General features: G+C 70.2%; 15 protein-coding genes. 7 read left to right on the plus strand and 8 right to left on the minus strand.

Annotation, left to right across the window (positions count from 1 at the left end):
- Nucleotides 1-30: 30 nt before the first annotated feature.
- The gene (locus tag JHN45_RS01960) at nt 31-831 is read right to left on the minus strand and encodes a FadR/GntR family transcriptional regulator (protein WP_200710082.1); all 801 of its coding nucleotides are present in this window, start codon (nt 829-831) and stop codon (nt 31-33) included.
- A gap of 209 nt (nt 832-1040) precedes the next feature.
- Here JHN45_RS01960 and JHN45_RS01965 point away from each other — a divergent pair, with 209 nt between their 5' ends.
- Together JHN45_RS01965 and JHN45_RS01970 are read left to right on the plus strand one after the other, a co-directional pair.
- On the plus strand, nt 1041-2024 hold the full coding sequence (locus JHN45_RS01965; protein WP_200710083.1) for an aldo/keto reductase: 984 nt from the start codon (nt 1041-1043) through the stop codon (nt 2022-2024).
- A gap of 76 nt (nt 2025-2100) precedes the next feature.
- Nucleotides 2101-2439 (plus strand): hypothetical protein, encoded by a 339-nt coding sequence (locus tag JHN45_RS01970; protein WP_200710084.1) that lies wholly within the window; start codon nt 2101-2103, stop codon nt 2437-2439.
- Here the strand turns inward: JHN45_RS01970 and JHN45_RS01975 are convergent.
- The 5 genes from JHN45_RS01975 to JHN45_RS01995 all read right to left on the minus strand — a co-directional run bounded on the left by JHN45_RS01975 (nt 2417) and on the right by JHN45_RS01995 (nt 7946).
- The gene (locus JHN45_RS01975; RefSeq protein WP_307783018.1) at nt 2417-4015 is read right to left on the minus strand and encodes an AMP-binding protein; all 1599 of its coding nucleotides are present in this window, start codon (nt 4013-4015) and stop codon (nt 2417-2419) included. The two genes, JHN45_RS01970 and JHN45_RS01975, sit on opposite strands and share 23 nt — an antisense overlap.
- Before the next feature lie 33 nt (nt 4016-4048).
- Nucleotides 4049-5773: an aldehyde dehydrogenase family protein gene (locus tag JHN45_RS01980; RefSeq protein WP_201047735.1), complete on the minus strand. Its 1725-nt coding sequence runs from the start codon at nt 5771-5773 to the stop codon at nt 4049-4051.
- 80 nt (nt 5774-5853) lie between these two features.
- Entirely contained in the window at nt 5854-6153 is a 300-nt protein-coding gene (locus tag JHN45_RS01985) for an EthD family reductase (RefSeq protein WP_200710087.1), read from the minus strand.
- Nucleotides 6154-6206: 53 nt separating this feature from the next.
- Nucleotides 6207-7220 (minus strand): zinc-binding dehydrogenase, encoded by a 1014-nt coding sequence (locus tag JHN45_RS01990; RefSeq protein WP_200710089.1) that lies wholly within the window; start codon nt 7218-7220, stop codon nt 6207-6209.
- A gap of 105 nt (nt 7221-7325) precedes the next feature.
- Nucleotides 7326-7946: a TetR/AcrR family transcriptional regulator gene (locus tag JHN45_RS01995; protein WP_307783019.1), complete on the minus strand. Its 621-nt coding sequence runs from the start codon at nt 7944-7946 to the stop codon at nt 7326-7328.
- 139 nt (nt 7947-8085) lie between these two features.
- Here JHN45_RS01995 and JHN45_RS02000 point away from each other — a divergent pair, with 139 nt between their 5' ends.
- Nucleotides 8086-8913 carry an MBL fold metallo-hydrolase gene (locus JHN45_RS02000; protein ID WP_201047736.1) on the plus strand — a complete coding sequence of 276 codons (828 nt, stop codon included), beginning with the start codon at nt 8086-8088 and terminating at the stop codon, nt 8911-8913.
- A gap of 9 nt (nt 8914-8922) precedes the next feature.
- On the opposite strand, the gene JHN45_RS02005 is transcribed toward JHN45_RS02000, so the two are convergent.
- Nucleotides 8923-9924 carry a MerR family transcriptional regulator gene (locus JHN45_RS02005; RefSeq protein WP_236583098.1) on the minus strand — a complete coding sequence of 334 codons (1002 nt, stop codon included), beginning with the start codon at nt 9922-9924 and terminating at the stop codon, nt 8923-8925.
- A gap of 123 nt (nt 9925-10047) precedes the next feature.
- Here JHN45_RS02005 and JHN45_RS02010 point away from each other — a divergent pair, with 123 nt between their 5' ends.
- The 3 genes from JHN45_RS02010 to JHN45_RS02020 all read left to right on the plus strand — a co-directional run bounded on the left by JHN45_RS02010 (nt 10048) and on the right by JHN45_RS02020 (nt 12251).
- Nucleotides 10048-10749 (plus strand): transcriptional regulator, encoded by a 702-nt coding sequence (locus JHN45_RS02010; RefSeq protein WP_201047738.1) that lies wholly within the window; start codon nt 10048-10050, stop codon nt 10747-10749.
- Complete coding sequence (locus JHN45_RS02015) at nt 10746-11726, plus strand: pyridoxal-phosphate dependent enzyme (RefSeq protein WP_201047739.1); 981 nt, start codon at nt 10746-10748, stop codon at nt 11724-11726. The genes JHN45_RS02010 and JHN45_RS02015 overlap by 4 nt, the downstream gene beginning before the upstream one ends.
- Before the next feature lie 165 nt (nt 11727-11891).
- Nucleotides 11892-12251 (plus strand): cupin domain-containing protein, encoded by a 360-nt coding sequence (locus tag JHN45_RS02020; RefSeq protein ID WP_200710135.1) that lies wholly within the window; start codon nt 11892-11894, stop codon nt 12249-12251.
- A gap of 70 nt (nt 12252-12321) precedes the next feature.
- On the opposite strand, the gene JHN45_RS02025 is transcribed toward JHN45_RS02020, so the two are convergent.
- On the minus strand, nt 12322-13281 hold the full coding sequence (locus JHN45_RS02025; RefSeq protein WP_236583101.1) for a D-cysteine desulfhydrase family protein: 960 nt from the start codon (nt 13279-13281) through the stop codon (nt 12322-12324).
- A 149-nt stretch (nt 13282-13430) separates the two neighbouring features.
- On the opposite strand from JHN45_RS02025, the gene JHN45_RS02030 reads away from it, so the two are divergent.
- A complete protein-coding gene (locus JHN45_RS02030; RefSeq protein ID WP_201047741.1) occupies nt 13431-14138 on the plus strand; it encodes an SDR family oxidoreductase in 708 nt (235 codons plus the stop codon).

Consider the following 14138-nt stretch of genomic DNA (forward strand, 5'->3'; position numbering starts at 1 on the left):
TGTGCTGCGGCACATGCGGGGTCGGCCGGGTTACGAGGCCGGTGCCTCCGGGGAGGGCGGCTGGGCCTCGGGACTGAACAGCCGGTCGCGAATCTTGCTCTCGAACTGGCTCTGGGTGGTGGCGATGTGCTCCACCATCAGCCGCTCGGCGAGATCGGCCGCCCCCGCGGCGACCGCCTCCGCTATGGCTACATGCTGATGCGCGGCGACTTCCAGCGATCCGGGCACGTCGCCGTGGAAGAGCAGCACGTCGGACTGGGACGCCAGACGCCGCACACCGGCGACGCTCGCCCTCAGGAACACGTTGTGCGAGGCGGCGCCCACCGCGTCGTGGAACGCCGCGTCCGCCTTGGCGAAGGTGTCAACGTCGTTCATCGTGGCCGCCGTCAGCGAACTCTCCGCACTCTCCCGGATGGCCCTGACCTCGATCGGGGTGGCGTGGGAGGCGGCTCGGCGCGCCGTCTCCGACTCGATCACCTTGCGGTAGTCCAGGAGCATCCGGACGTCTTCCATGCCGGTCGGCCGGAAGTGCGAGAGCTCGTCGTCCAGCAGCCCGCCGACCGAGGCGGCGACGAAGATGCCCGCGCCGCGCCGCACTTGGAGCCGGCCGATCGCGGCCAGCACCTTCACGGCCTCCCGGGTGACGTTGCGGGAGGCTCCGAGGATCTGGGCCAGGCCCTGTTCGGTGGGGAGGCGGTCACCGGGCCGCAGGTTCTGCTGGGCGATGTACTCCAGCAGTTGCTCCGCGACCAGCTCATATCCCGGACGGTAGGCCGGTGTTGAGTCGCCCAAGGCGAGTCCCCTCTTGTGCCACGAATGAATCAGGTTCATTTTCCGTGGCCAATATGGCACTGCCGCTGAGAGTTGGGAAGAGATCGGACAGATCTCAATCTGAAGCCCTGTGCATACCTCAATAAAGCGTCATGAACTACGCATATCCATCAAGGTGTTGCGCAAAATGGATCCCATCCTTAGGGTCCTGCCTGCCAGATGAAGCAGATCCTTCTCTATGCGGCGAGGGCCGTGGAAGCGGGAACCTCGTGAGGGCACGCCCACTCGGCCGGACGAGCGTCCGGGTCAGCACACTGGGATTCGGTGCCGCCCCCATCGGCAACCTCCACGGTCCGATCGACGACGACCAGGCGCGGGCCACCCTCGATGCCGCCTGGGACGTGGGGGTGCGCTACTACGACACCGCCCCGCACTACGGCCTCGGACTGTCCGAACGGCGGCTCGGCGAGGCCCTCGCGCACCGTCCGCGCACGGAGTTCACCGTCTCCACCAAGGTCGGCCGGCTGCTGGAACCCCACCCGGCACCCACCGGATCCGACCTGACGGCAGGAGGCTTCGCCGTACCCGACACGCTGATACGCCGCCCCGACTACTCACGGGACGGCGTACTGCGAAGTCTGGAGGCCAGCCTCGACCGCCTGCGACTCGACCGGATCGACATCGTCTACGTCCATGATCCCGACGACCACTTGGACGCCGCCCTCGACCATGCCCTGCCCGCGCTGACGGCCCTGCGCGACCAAGGTGTCATCGGCGCCGTCGGCGTCGGCATGAACACGGTCGCCCCGCTGCTGCGCGTCGTCGAGGAGGCGGACGTCGACGCCGTGATGGTGGCCGGACGGTGGACCCTCCTCGACCGCACCGCCCGCCCCTTGCTGGACGCGTGCGCCGGACGCGGGGTCGCTGTGGTGGCCGCCGCACCGTTCAACTCCGGCCTGCTCAGCCGGACTTACCCAGCGAGCGACGCCACCTTCGACTACGGCCCCGCCCCGCAGTCGGCACTGCGCGGCGCCCGCCTCCTCGCCGAGGCGTCCGCCCGACACGGCACCGCACTCCCGCACGCCGCCCTGCGCTTTCCGCTGCGCGCTCCCGGTGTCGCGTGCGTGGTCGCGGGCTTCCGCACTCCGGAGGAGGTCGTGTCGGCCGCACGCTGGACCGCCGCCGATCTGACCGCGGAAGCGTGGCGGGACCTTGACGCGGTGGCGGAGAGCGGAACAGCGGAGTGGGCTTGAACAGTCGTTTGTTCCGCCGCAGTTGACGTATGAGTACGCTCGCGGCACCCACGGTGTTCGAGTGAAGGGGGTCGCGATGGACGACGCGGGAAGAGCCGTGACCGCCCATGGAACCGTCGTGCTGTCACGGGAGCGGGGCGGCTATCGTGACATGCTCCGCGGCTACGACGTTCTCATCGACGACACCCGAGTGGGCAGCATCCGGCGAGGGAAGACAGTCCGCTTCGAAGTGCCGCCGGGAGAACACCGGCTCCAGCTGAAGATCGCCTGGTGCAGCAGCCGGCCCCTCACTGTCCAGGTCGTAGAGGGAGGGACAGTCAGCTTCGTGTGCGCTCCAGGTGGCGGCGCGTCCGAGGGGATCACTGCCGTCACTGTCAACAAGGATGACTACATCACCCTGCGGCAGACGTCGTGACCGGCCGTCCCCTGAGGTCCCTGCGGAGGATCTTTCCCGACGCCGACTTCGGGATGGCGTCGACGAAGTCCACGAGCCGGACCTTCTTGTGCGGGGCGACGTGTTCGGCGACGTACGACATGATCTCGTTCGCGGTCGCGGCGGTGCCGCCCTGGAGGACGACGAACGCGCGGGGAATCTCGCCGCCTTCCTCGTCGGGATGCGCCACGACCGCCGCGTCCGCGATCGAGGGATGGGTCAGCAGCACGGCTTCGAGTTCGGCCGGCGGGACCTGGTAGCCCTTGTACTTGATGAGTTCCTTGAGCCGGTCGACCACATAGACCTCGCCCTTGGCGCCGATCTCGATGATGTCGCCGGTGTGCAGGAACCCGTCCGGATCGATCGTGGCCGCGGTCGCCTCGGGGTTGCCGAGGTAGCCCCGCATGACGTTCGGGCCGCGCACGAGCATCTCGCCGGCCGAGCTGCGCCGACCCGGTGTCCAGGGGACGTCCTGGCCGGTCGCCGGGTCGACGGCCTTGAATTCGAGGTTCGGGACGGCCACCCCGATCGAGCCGACGGACATCTCCGGGTCGTCGAGCGGGGTGAGATGCGAGACGGGACTGAGTTCGGTCATGCCGAAGCCCTGCATCAGCCGGACGTCCAGTCGTGCCGCGAGACGGTTGCCGAGTGCCTCGTCCAACGGCGCGGCGCCGCTCACCACCATCCGCAGGCTCGAGAGGTCGTACTGCTCGACCACCGGGTGCTTGGCCAGGGCGACCGCGACCGGCGGGGCGATGTAGAGGAAGGTGACGCGGTGCTCCTGGATCCTGGTCAGGAACTCCGCCAGGTCGAACCGGGGCATGGTGACGAGCGTGCCGCGTGCCCTGAGGGTCAGGTTCAGCAGGACGTTCATGCCGTAGATGTGGAAGAACGGCAGCACCGCGAGCACCGTGTCGTGCTCGGTCACCTTCAACATGGGCTCGCACTGGGCGATGTTGGCGACGAGGTTGGTGTGGGTGAGCATGACGCCCTTGGCCAGGCCGGTCGTGCCCGAGGAGTACGGCAGCACCGCGAGGTGGGTGGCCGGGGCGACGGCGATGTCCGGTGCGGTCGCGCCCTCGCCGAGCAGGTCGGGCAGCGACGGGTAGCCCTCGGTCGGGTCCAGCACGATGAACGCGTCCCGGCCGAGCCCCGCCTCTTCGGCGCCCGCGAGCGCGCCCGGCAGGAGCGAGGCGACCGTGACGTACGTCGACGCGCCGGAATCCCGCAGCTGGCCCGCGATCTCGTGCGGGGCGTACATCGCGTTGAGCGCCGTCGCGGTGGCCCCGGCGCGCAGGATCCCGTGGAAGGCGATCACGAAACCGGAACCGTTCGGCGCGTGCAGCGCCACGACGTCGCCCGGTGCGACCCCGCGAGCGGCGAGCGCGCCCGCGAACCGGTCCACCGCCTGTCTCAGTTCGCCGTAGGTCAGCGTGCGGTCACCGTCGACGACCGCCGTCCGGCCGAGGTCGGCCTCGCTCAGCGAGCCGAACAGATAGTCGTAGACGCTGGTCGACGGGATCTCGACGTCGGGATATGTGCTCTTGATGCTGGTCACGGAGTGCTCCTTCGCCGGTCGGGGTGCAGAGGGTCAGCCGCGGAACGCGTCGGCGAAGATTCCGGGCAGCTTGAACCAGCTGGGCTTCGCGGCGAACGCGGACAACTTGGCCCCGGTGCGATGGGCCGTCCTGGCCGTCACGAACCACGGGGGGCGCGGGAACAAGGAGTTCTCGCCGTGCAGGACCGAGCGCGGGAAGGTGCGGAAGGGGCCGTGGACGACCGAGCGTTCTGTGGTGTCGATGAGATGGGCGTTGTGGACGACGCCGATGCCGGAACCCACCTCCTCCAGGGTGTTGCCGGGGAACGCGCCCCAGGTGAAGGGGGCGCCCAGGAACGCCACCGCGCTCCACGCGTTGACGCCGATGGAGCCGTAGCGGAGTCCGGCGAGGATGTCGTCGAACTCCTTGATCGCCCGCTTGTCCTTCGGGGCCACGGCGATGCTCGCGCCGAGGGTGCCGTCCAGCTCGGTGTTGGCGAACTCCACGGCGGCCCGGAAGAAGTCCGCGCCCGTTCCGGGGAGCGCGGTGTGGCCGAGGACGGGTGCGAAGTACTCGGTCGCGAAGAGGTCCCTGCTCGTGGCCTCGGAGACCTCGACCAGCAGACGGCCGGAGTGGTCCTCGGCCTCGGGGTAGGAACTGCGGGCGGCGTCCATCTTGCGGTCGGAACCGGGGTACCACGGCTCGCGTCGGGGCAACCGGTCGAGAACGCGCCGCAGTTCGGCGAGGAACTCGTCCTTCTGCCGCCAGTCCGAGGACAGGATCAGCGTCTGGGTGGCGATGCAGTTGTGGCCGGAGTTCTGCAGTCGCTGGGTGGCGATCTGCTCGGCCTGGAACCTGAGATCGGCCCTGCTCCACCTGCCGGGGATGACGATCGTCGGTGAGACGCCCACGAGTTCGGAGCTGATCGGCTTGTCCAGGACGGGGGTGCGGGCCGCGCGGTTCGCCGAGGCGGTCGCGCCGGTACCCCACACGATCGCGTCGTGCGTCACGGCCGAACCGGTGATGTGCACATGCGCGATACCGGGGTGCCGGGTGAGGTAACCACCCACCTTCGCCGCGCCGTTGACGATCCGCAGCAGGTTCGCGTCGATCAGCGGCTTGAACGCCGCGCTGTAGGCGTCGGTGAGTCCGGCGAACGTCGGGTTCAGTTTGAGCACCGATGCCCGATTGAAGGCGACGAGTTCGTAGAGCACGTCCAGCGGCCCGATCGAGGCGATGTTGCCGGCGCCGAGCACCAGCCCGACGCCACCGTTCTCGCCGACGCGCAGCGCGCCGAGACCGGCCTCGGCGCGGGCCCGGTCCTCGGTGACGCCCGGCTTGAGCCAGACCTCGCCCTTGAAGCCGTGCAGAAGGGTGTGTTCGAGCAGGTTCGCCGGCAACACCTCGAACCGGATCCGGCCGCCGGGCGCCGGCCTGGCCTTCACCCCGCTCAGCGGCGACTCGCCCTTCGCCAGCAGGGCCAGGCTGTGCGCGACACGACCGAAGCCGGCCAACGACGCGTACGGCCCGGAGATCCACTCCTCCCCCTCCATCGGGCCCGCGTGGGTTCCCTTGGCCGCGACCGCCGCCGCGACCCAGTCGTCCGCGTGCCGCGCGATCGACGCCTGAGTCTCCGCGATCAGGGCGGCCCGTCGGTCCAGGCCGAGCCCCGACCAGACGTCCGCCCCTACGGCGAGATCGGCTATGGCCCTGTCCAGGTTCGCCCGGACTTCCTCGGTGATCTCGTCGTCGACAGGGGGTATCCGGGTCGCGCTCATCTCTGGTTCTCCTCAGGCGGGTTGACGCGGAGGCGTCGAGGGATCGGGGGCTGGTCGAGCCGGTGGCGGCCCTTCTCGTCTCAGGCCTGCTGCGGAGCGGAGGTGTACAGGGATGTCGAGGCGACCTCGAACCCGGCCGCGTGCTTTCCGGCCTCCGCGAACTCGGCGGACTGCAGTGCGGTGGCCACGGCGTCCTCGTCGGCGAAGGACATCTCGACCACGAGATACGGTGTCACGCCCCTGAGCCCGCGCGGGTGGGAGAGCTGGAAGTCGACGAGGCCGGGGATGGCCTTCGCCAGCGCGACATGCTCATCGCGGTACCGGGCGTCGAAGGCGTCGGGGTCGGCGGGGTCGAAGTACTGGACGACGATGCGGTGCATGGGGTTTCTCCTTGTGCGGGTCGAGTGGCCGTCGTTCGGTCAGTCTGGTGGCCCTAGTAACCGTCGCGGACGACGAGGGGCTTGCGGAGGCCCTGGGCCAGGGCGGTCGGGGCGTCCTCGAAGCTCACGACGTCGGAGAAGACCGGGAGCGGGTCCACGGTCCCGTCGGCGATGAGGGCGAGGACGTCCGGGATGTTCGGACCCACGTTGGGTCGGCCCGTCGAGAACGTCACGCCCTGCATGTACATCGAGAGCATAGGAACGGCGACGTCCTGCCAGTAGATCCCGAAGCTGTGGCAAAAGCCGTTCGGGGCAACCGCGTTGAGGGCCGCGTGCAGCCCGTCGGGACGGCCGGACGCGTCGAACGTCACCTGGAACTCGCGGCCACGGGGCACCTCGTCGAGGATCTCGGCGCCCAGTCCGCGGGCGAGTTCGACGCACTCGGGGTCGAAGGTGTCGACGTAGGCGACCGAGGACGCGCCGAGTGCCTTGGCGAAGGTGACGGCGAAGACGCCGACCGAGCCGGTCCCTCCGACGACGAGGACGTCGGCGCCCGGCGCGTTGCGCAGTGCCGGGGCGACCGCGCTGTAGGTGTCGGAGAGGTTGTCGCCCACCGACGCCGCCGCACGGGCACTGACCCCCTCGGGCAGCGGCGCCAACCCGTAGCCCGCGAAGGGGATACGGACCGCTTCGGAGAAGAAGCCGCCGTAGTCACCGCCCACGGGCAGCCCGTACATCGCGTTCCGCGGAACGTTCGTACAACCGGTGGGCCGACCGGACGCGCACGCGGCGCAGGTGCCGCACGCGACATGCCAGGCGGGGACGACGAGTTGACCGGGCTTCACGTGCGAGACATTGTCGCCGACTTCGAGGACCTTGGCCACGGTCTCGTGCCCGAGCGCGAACGGGCCCTGGAACGGGGCCAGTCCCGCGATCATGAAGCGGTCCAGGTCGCAGGTGGTCGAGACGACCGGCTGGACGATCGCGTCGTCGTCGGACTCGAGCACCGGCATCGGCACGTCGACGTACCGCAGCTCGCCCTTCTTGACGAACTCGAATCTCTGCATGGGTGGCCCTCCTCGGGGCTCGGTCGTGCGGGACCGGAAACCGGCGCGTGCCGGTCCGTGTCCCCGGGTTGGTGAACGCGTCGCGGTTCCTGGAGGCGATACGCGTCAGTCGATGTGCGGCGTACGGCCGGGAGCGGCGTCGGGGCGGTTGCCCAGCGCGAGGACCAGCAGGTCGTGGATCTCGGCGGCGACCGCCTCGATCGGGGCGCTGCTCTGCTGGGCCCGGGACACGACCACCGCTCCCTCCTCCGCGGCGACGATGAGCGCGGCGAGCCGACGGCTTCGGTCCTCGGCCAGGCCGTGCCGTCGCAACATGGCCGCCAACGCCTCCTGCCAGCCGGCGAAGACCTCGCCTGCGGCGCGGGCGAGGTGGGGGGCTTCGTCGTTGGTCTCCACGGCCACCGCCACGATCGGGCAGCCGGCCCGGTAGCGGCTCTTCACGAGCTGGTCGCGCCACACGGTGAAGAACTTGTCGATGGCCGCCACCGGATCGTCGGCCTCCATGGCGGCCTCGATCACACCGGCCATGAAGTCGCCGGCCAGCGCCACCGCCTCTTCGACCAACTGGGTCCGCCCGCCGGGGAAGTGGTGGTACACCGAGCCGCGCGGGGCGCCGCTGTGGGCCAGCACCCGGTCGATGCTGGTCGCGCTCGCGCCGTACTCGCGCAGCAGGGCCACGGTGCTGTTGACCATCCGCTCGCGGCTGTCGCTCCTACGAGGGCTCACGAAACCACCACCTCAGTCGCTCGTCCAGGCGGGTCCGTCCGCGCCGAAATTAATCTATGGTCTATGGCATAGAACATGCAAGGAGGCGGGTGCGCTCCTCCCGGTTTCCCGCCACCGCCACAGACAGGAACCGATTCACATGCCCACTCAGCTCGACGTCAACGTCTTCACCGCACCGGAGAAGCCCCTGGTGGGAGAACGGCCCCGGCCCTTCGGGGCGCCGATGGCCTGGGACCCGATGACCTCGACCCTGATCCACGGCGAGCGCGACGCCGTCCTGGTCGACCCGCTCACCACCGTCACCGAGGCCGAGGCGCTGGCCGACTGGGTCGCCCTGCACCACCGCAACCTGACCACGATCTACATCACCCACGGCCACCTCGACCACTTCGGCGGCCTCGGCGTGCTGCTCCGGCGCTACCCCGGGGCCCGAGCCATCGCGACACCGGGCTCGGTCGAACTGGCGCGGGAGCACGGGAAGGCGCTGCCGGTCTTCCGCAAGTGGCTCCCGGGGCAGATGCCGAACACGCTCACGCTGCCGGAGCCCTACGAGAAGGAGACCTTCACCCTGGAGGGCCACGAGCTGCGGATCATCGAGCAGGGCCACACCGACGGCAAGAACAGCACCTCCCTGTACGTCCCGTCGATCGACCTCGTCGTCGCCGGTGACGTCCTGTACAACCAGTGCCACGCGTACGTCGCCGACACCACCCCCAAGATCCGCGAGAACTGGATCGCCGCGCTGGACCGGCTGGCGGCCCTGAACCCGAGGACGGCCGTCGCCGGCCACAAGAAGCCCGGCGCCCCGGACACCCCCGAGTGCATCGAGACGACGAAGCGCTACCTCACCGACTTCGGGCGCCTCCAGGAAAAGGCGTCCACGGACCGCGAGTTGTTCGACGCCATGAACACGCTCTACCCCGACTTCGCGGCCAAGCAGGCGTGGCTGATGTTCGGGATGTCCTGACCGGACGCGTCATCCGCCGGTCGGGCCCTGGCGCAGCGCGGCGGCCATCCACTCGCGGAGTGCCGCCGCGCGCTCCGGGTCAGGCTTGGGGGTGCCGTTGATGGTCGCCACCAGGGAGTGGTACTTGGTCAGCAGTCGCAGGCCGGTCGACCTGGCCAGTGCCTGTGCCGCCCTGCCGTTCCGGTCGAAGTCGACGATGCCGCGCCGGGCCTTCTCCACGTCGTGTCCGTGGTCCCCGGTCATCGCCGTGACCAGCCTCGCCGAGTCGGCGGCCACCCGCTCGGCGATGTCCCGGGCAAGCGGCGACTCCGCGGGCACGCCCGCCTGTTGGGAGGCCTGCGCCTCCAGGAGGAGCTTCCGATGCCTCTCGACGCGGGCTATCATCTCCGGCGACGCCATCAGCCTGCCCTGCTCGGTGCCGAAGGTGCGGTGGAGGAAGTCCCGCAGCGCCGTGCGGAACTCCAAGTCCCGTACGATCTCGGCGAGTTCGATCCAGGCCTCCAGCTGCTCGGTGGACGGCTCCTCGGGCAAGTGGGGCCGTTTGCTGTGCAGTTGCTCGACGTAGCCGGGATGGACGTCCAGGCCGTCGGTCACGAAGTCCCAGAACTCGCCGATGAGCCGGTAGCGGTCGTCGTCGGACATCGACACCAACTTGTGCATCAGACTCACCTGTTCCGTCGTGGTGTGCTGCCGAACGATGGTCCGCAGTACGGCGGAGCGCGCCCGGAACTGCCGTAACTGGTCCTCGACCAGGCGCAGATGGGTGACCGCCAGGTCGTGCAGGGAGGTCTCGGCGCCCAGCACCCGGCGGATGTCGTCGAGGCCGGCACCCAGGTCGCGCAGGGTCCGCACGAGTTCGAGCCGGGCGATGGCGTGCACGTCGTACTGCCGGAAGCCGCCCCCGGTGAGGCCGGTGGGGGTGACGACACCCTCGTCGGCGTAGAACCGGATCGCGCTCACGCTCAGGCCGGTGCGGCGGGCGACGTCTCCGATGGAATAGAGCTCGTTCATGCCGATCACTATCGGATCTCGAGCGGCTTGAGAGTCAAGGGGGGATCGGCGGCCGTCAACACCGGGTGAGTGGAATCTGAGTATAGTGATTGGACTGGTTGTCTAGGAGTGGGAAGGGGGAACGTGGACAACGACCCTGTCCTGGACGCCGAACGGGACGCGATCGTCGGTGCGTTGGGGCCTGTCGTCGAGGGAATCGCGGCGACGTTCGGGCCGGTGTGCGAGGTCGTGCTGCACGACTACCGGCACCCGGAGAAGTCCGTGGTCGCCGTCGCCGGAGCCGTCACCGGGCGTTCGGTGGGCGGTGCGATGAGCGAGATCGGGCTGCGGGTGCTGGCGCGCGGGGACGAGGCCGGCGACGAGTTGAACTACCTCACCCGGACCAAGGGCGGCCAACTGCTCAAGTCGTCCACGATGCTGCTGCGGGACTCGACGGGCGCGGTGTTCGGCGCGCTGTGCGTCAACGTCGACGTCACCGCCGTACAGCAGGCGCAGGCCGTGCTCAACGGGATCGGCGGGGGAGCCGGGACCGGGGCGGGCGAGGCGCCGGGTACGACCACCTTCGGCAACGACATCGACTCCGTGGTGGAGGCCATCGTCGACGCCCATCAGCTGCGGCAGAGCAGGACATGGGTCCAACTCGGCCGCGCCGAGCGGCTGGAGCTGTTCCGCAGCCTCGACGAGCACGGGGTGTTCGCCGTGCGCCGGGCCGTCGAGCAGGTCGCCGCCCGGCTCGGCATCTCCCGCGCCTCCGCCTACAACTACCTCTCCCAGGCCCGCACCGCGACTGCCACCCCCGCCGCTTCCGATGGAGGACCCGCGTGACGACCACCACCCCGCCCATCACCCTCGACGACGTCCGTGACGCCGCCGCGCAGATCAAGGGCGTCGCCCACCGCACACCGGTGCTGCGCTCGCGCACCCTCGACGAACTCGTGGGCGCCGAGGTGTTCCTGAAGTGCGAGAACTTCCAGCGGATCGGCGCCTTCAAGTTCCGCGGCGCCTACAACGCGGCCTCCCGGCTGACCCCGGAGCAACTGGCCAAGGGCATCGCCGCCTACTCCTCCGGCAACCACGCCCAGGCCGTCGCCCTCGCCGCCCGGGAACTGGGCACCACCGCGGTGATCGTCATGCCCGAGGACACCCCGGCCTCGAAGCTGGCCGCCACCGCGGGGTACGGCGCCGAGATCGTCACGTACGACCGCTACACCGGCGACCGGGTGGCCATCGGCGAGGCCCTGGCGGCCGAGCGTGGGCTCTCCCTCATCCCGCCCTACGAGCATCCGCACGTCATGGCGGGACAGGGCACGGCGGCTCTCGAACTCGTCGAGGAAGTGGGGGAGTTGGACTCCGTGCTGGTGCCGGTGGGTGGCGGCGGGCTGATCGCCGGGACGGCCACCGCCGTCAAGGGACTGCACCCGCGCACCCGCGTGACCGGCGTCGAACCGGAGGCCGGGGACGACACCAAGCGGTCCCTGGAGGCGGGCCGGCGCGTGACCATCCCGGTGCCGCGCACCATCGCCGACGGACAGGCGGCCGAGACACCCGGCGAACTGACCTTCTCCGTGAACCAACGGCTCGTCGACGAGATCGCGTTGGTGAGCGACGAGGAGATCAAGGCGGCCATGCGATTCGCCTTCGAGCGGCTGAAGATCGTCGTCGAACCGAGCGGCGCCACCCCGCTGGCCGCGCTCCTCGCCGGGCGCGCGGGCCGGGTCACCGGCCGGGTGGGGATGATCGTCTCGGGCGGCAACATCGGCGCCGAGCGGTTCGCGCAGCTGTGCGCGAGTGCTTCGTCATGACCGCGCCCCGGTAGCTGTTCCCCCGAATGGCGCTCCCGGGTGGACAGGAAGACGATGGAGTGGTGGGGCGCGGCCCCCGCCGGAGCGCCGGTGCCGTTCGGGGTCGCCGGGAGACGGAGACCGGCCCCGGCCGTGCTGCGCGCGGCCGGAATGGAGGCAGCCGTCATGCTGGAAGTGAAGACGGTCGAGAAGCCGGACGAGCGGCGTGACTTCCCCCGCGGGCACCTGGAAGCGGTCCACCTCACCGGACTCGACTTCGCGGTGGGCACGTTCGAGCCGGGCTGGCGCTGGTCCGAGTCCGTGGCCCCGATCGCGGGCACCAAGAGCTGCGAGATCCATCACAACGGTTATGTCGTCCAGGGGCGCTTGCATCTCCTCATGGACGACGGCGGCGAGGGCGAAGTGGGCCCCGGCGACGTCTTCGTGTGCCCGCCGGGGCATGACGCGTGGGTCGTCGGCGACGAGCAGGTGATCGTGTACGACTTCGCCGGCGCCATGGCCACGGACTACGCGAAGGCTCCGTAGCCCCTCCGGACGTACGCGCCCCGCGGCACCGCACCCGCCGGGCGCGTATGTCATGCGCGGTGCTCGACGGTCACGCCCGGTACGCGACGACCTGCCCCTCCGCGTACGCGACGGCCTCCCCGTGCCCGAACAGGCCGGGCAGCCCGCCCGTGTGCACGAACACGGTCCGCTCGCCCGGCCTGATGTCCCCGTCCCGGACGGCCGCGATCAGACCGGCCATCGCCCGTCCCGTGTACGTCGGGTCGAGGACGAGGCCGGCGGTGCGGGCGGCCAGCGTGAGCGCTTCGGCGGTCGGCGCGGTGAGCGTGGCGTAGCCGGCGCCGATCTGGTCGCGTCGGACGCGGAGTCCCTCCGTCGTGGTCAGACCCGCGAACTCGCTCACGGTGGCGGCCGGTTCGGGGAGTGCGCCGACATCGACCCCGAGCACCGCGTCCACTCCGAGCGAGCTCACCAGCCCCGCCATCGTGCCGCCCGAGCCGAGCGCGACCACGGCGGTACGGAGATCGGGGAGCTGCCCGCGCAACTCCTCGCCGCAGTGCGCGTAGCCGCGTGCGCCGAGCACGCTGGAACCGCCGAACGGGATCAGCGCGGGCCGGGCACCTCCCTTGCGCAGTTGCTCGCACACCTCCGCCGCCGCCCGGTCCAGTCCGGCCTGGTCCACGTCGCCCGCCCAGGCGATCCGGGCGCCGAACAGCCCGTCCAGGGCGAGGTTCCCCGAGCGCGAGACACCCGGCGATCCGCGCAGCACCAGCACCACGGCAAGGCCCAGCCGGGCTCCGGCGGCGGCCGTCAGCCGGGCGTGGTTGCTCTGCGGGGCACCCGTGGTGACCAGGGTGTCCGCGCCCTCGGCGAGCGCCGCGCCGACGGTCCACTCCAGCTTGCGGATCTTGTTTCCGCCGCCTCCGAGGCCGGTCAGGTCGTCGCGCTTGATCCACAGGTCGTCCGGCCCGAGGCCGATCGCGGTGGCCAGCCGGGGTGCCGGTTCGACGGGGGTGGGGAAGGTGGCCAGTTCCACGCGGGGATCGCTCATGACGTACATCATCGCGCGCTCCGGCAGTTCACCGGCGCTCGGGCTTGCCCATGGAAACCGATCGGTTTACTGTGGTCGACATGAGGAAACCGATCGGTTTCCACCTTGCGTCGGGTGCTCTACGGCATCCCCTCACCCCGGAGATCTCCATGACAGACATCGAAGGTTCCGTCGTCCTCGTCACCGGCGGCAGCCGTGGCATCGGCCGCGCACTGGTGGAGGCCCTGTACGAGCGCGGCGCCAAGAAGGTGTACGCCACCGCCCGCGACCCGAAGACCGTCACCCACCCGGACGCCGTGGCGCTGGCCCTTGAGGTCAGTGACCCCGCCTCCGTCGCGGCGGCGGCCGAGCAGGCGCAGGACGTCACGGTCCTGATCAACAACGCGGGCGCGGCCGTCGGCGCGAACTTCCTGGACTCGCCCGTCGAGGACATCCGCCGCGAATTCGAGACCAACTTCTACGGCCCGCTGCTCGTCACCCGCGCCTTCGTGCCGATCATCGAGCGCAACGGCGGCGGCCACATCCTCAACTTCCACTCCGTGCTGTCCTGGGTCGGCATCGCCGGTTCCTACAGCGCGTCCAAGGCCGCCTTCTGGTCGCAGACCAACTCCCTGCGCCTGGACCTGAAGCCGCGCGGAATCGAGGTCACCGGACTGCACGTCGGCTACGTCGACACCGACATGGCCGCGCATGTCGACGGGCCCAAGTCCACCCCCGAGAGCGTGGCGGCACAGGCCCTCGACGGCATCGAGTCCGGCGCCTTCGAGGTACTGGCCGACGACCTGACCCGCCAGGTCAAGGCGGGCCTGTCCGCCGAAGGCGGCGCTCTCTACCCGCAGCTGACCGCCGCCGTCTAG

The sequence above is a fragment of the Streptomyces sp. MBT53 genome, assembly GCF_016654115.1.
Taxonomy (GTDB): Bacteria; Actinomycetota; Actinomycetes; order Streptomycetales; family Streptomycetaceae; genus Streptomyces.

What these genes read in the sequence shown, in the direction of transcription:
- JHN45_RS01960 (WP_200710082.1), bottom strand. Translation starts at nt 831, where the DNA reads ATGAACCTGATTCATTCGTGGCACAAGAGGGGACTCGCCTTGGGCGAC.
- JHN45_RS01970 (WP_200710084.1), top strand. Translation starts at nt 2,101, where the DNA reads ATGGACGACGCGGGAAGAGCCGTGACCGCCCATGGAACCGTCGTGCTG.
- JHN45_RS01980 (WP_201047735.1), bottom strand. Translation starts at nt 5,773, where the DNA reads ATGAGCGCGACCCGGATACCCCCTGTCGACGACGAGATCACCGAGGAA.
- JHN45_RS01985 (WP_200710087.1), bottom strand. Translation starts at nt 6,153, where the DNA reads ATGCACCGCATCGTCGTCCAGTACTTCGACCCCGCCGACCCCGACGCC.
- JHN45_RS01990 (WP_200710089.1), bottom strand. Translation starts at nt 7,220, where the DNA reads ATGCAGAGATTCGAGTTCGTCAAGAAGGGCGAGCTGCGGTACGTCGAC.
- JHN45_RS02000 (WP_201047736.1), top strand. Translation starts at nt 8,086, where the DNA reads ATGCCCACTCAGCTCGACGTCAACGTCTTCACCGCACCGGAGAAGCCC.
- JHN45_RS02005 (WP_236583098.1), bottom strand. Translation starts at nt 9,924, where the DNA reads ATGAACGAGCTCTATTCCATCGGAGACGTCGCCCGCCGCACCGGCCTG.
- JHN45_RS02020 (WP_200710135.1), top strand. Translation starts at nt 11,892, where the DNA reads ATGCTGGAAGTGAAGACGGTCGAGAAGCCGGACGAGCGGCGTGACTTC.
- JHN45_RS02025 (WP_236583101.1), bottom strand. Translation starts at nt 13,281, where the DNA reads ATGAGCGATCCCCGCGTGGAACTGGCCACCTTCCCCACCCCCGTCGAA.
- JHN45_RS02030 (WP_201047741.1), top strand. Translation starts at nt 13,431, where the DNA reads ATGACAGACATCGAAGGTTCCGTCGTCCTCGTCACCGGCGGCAGCCGT.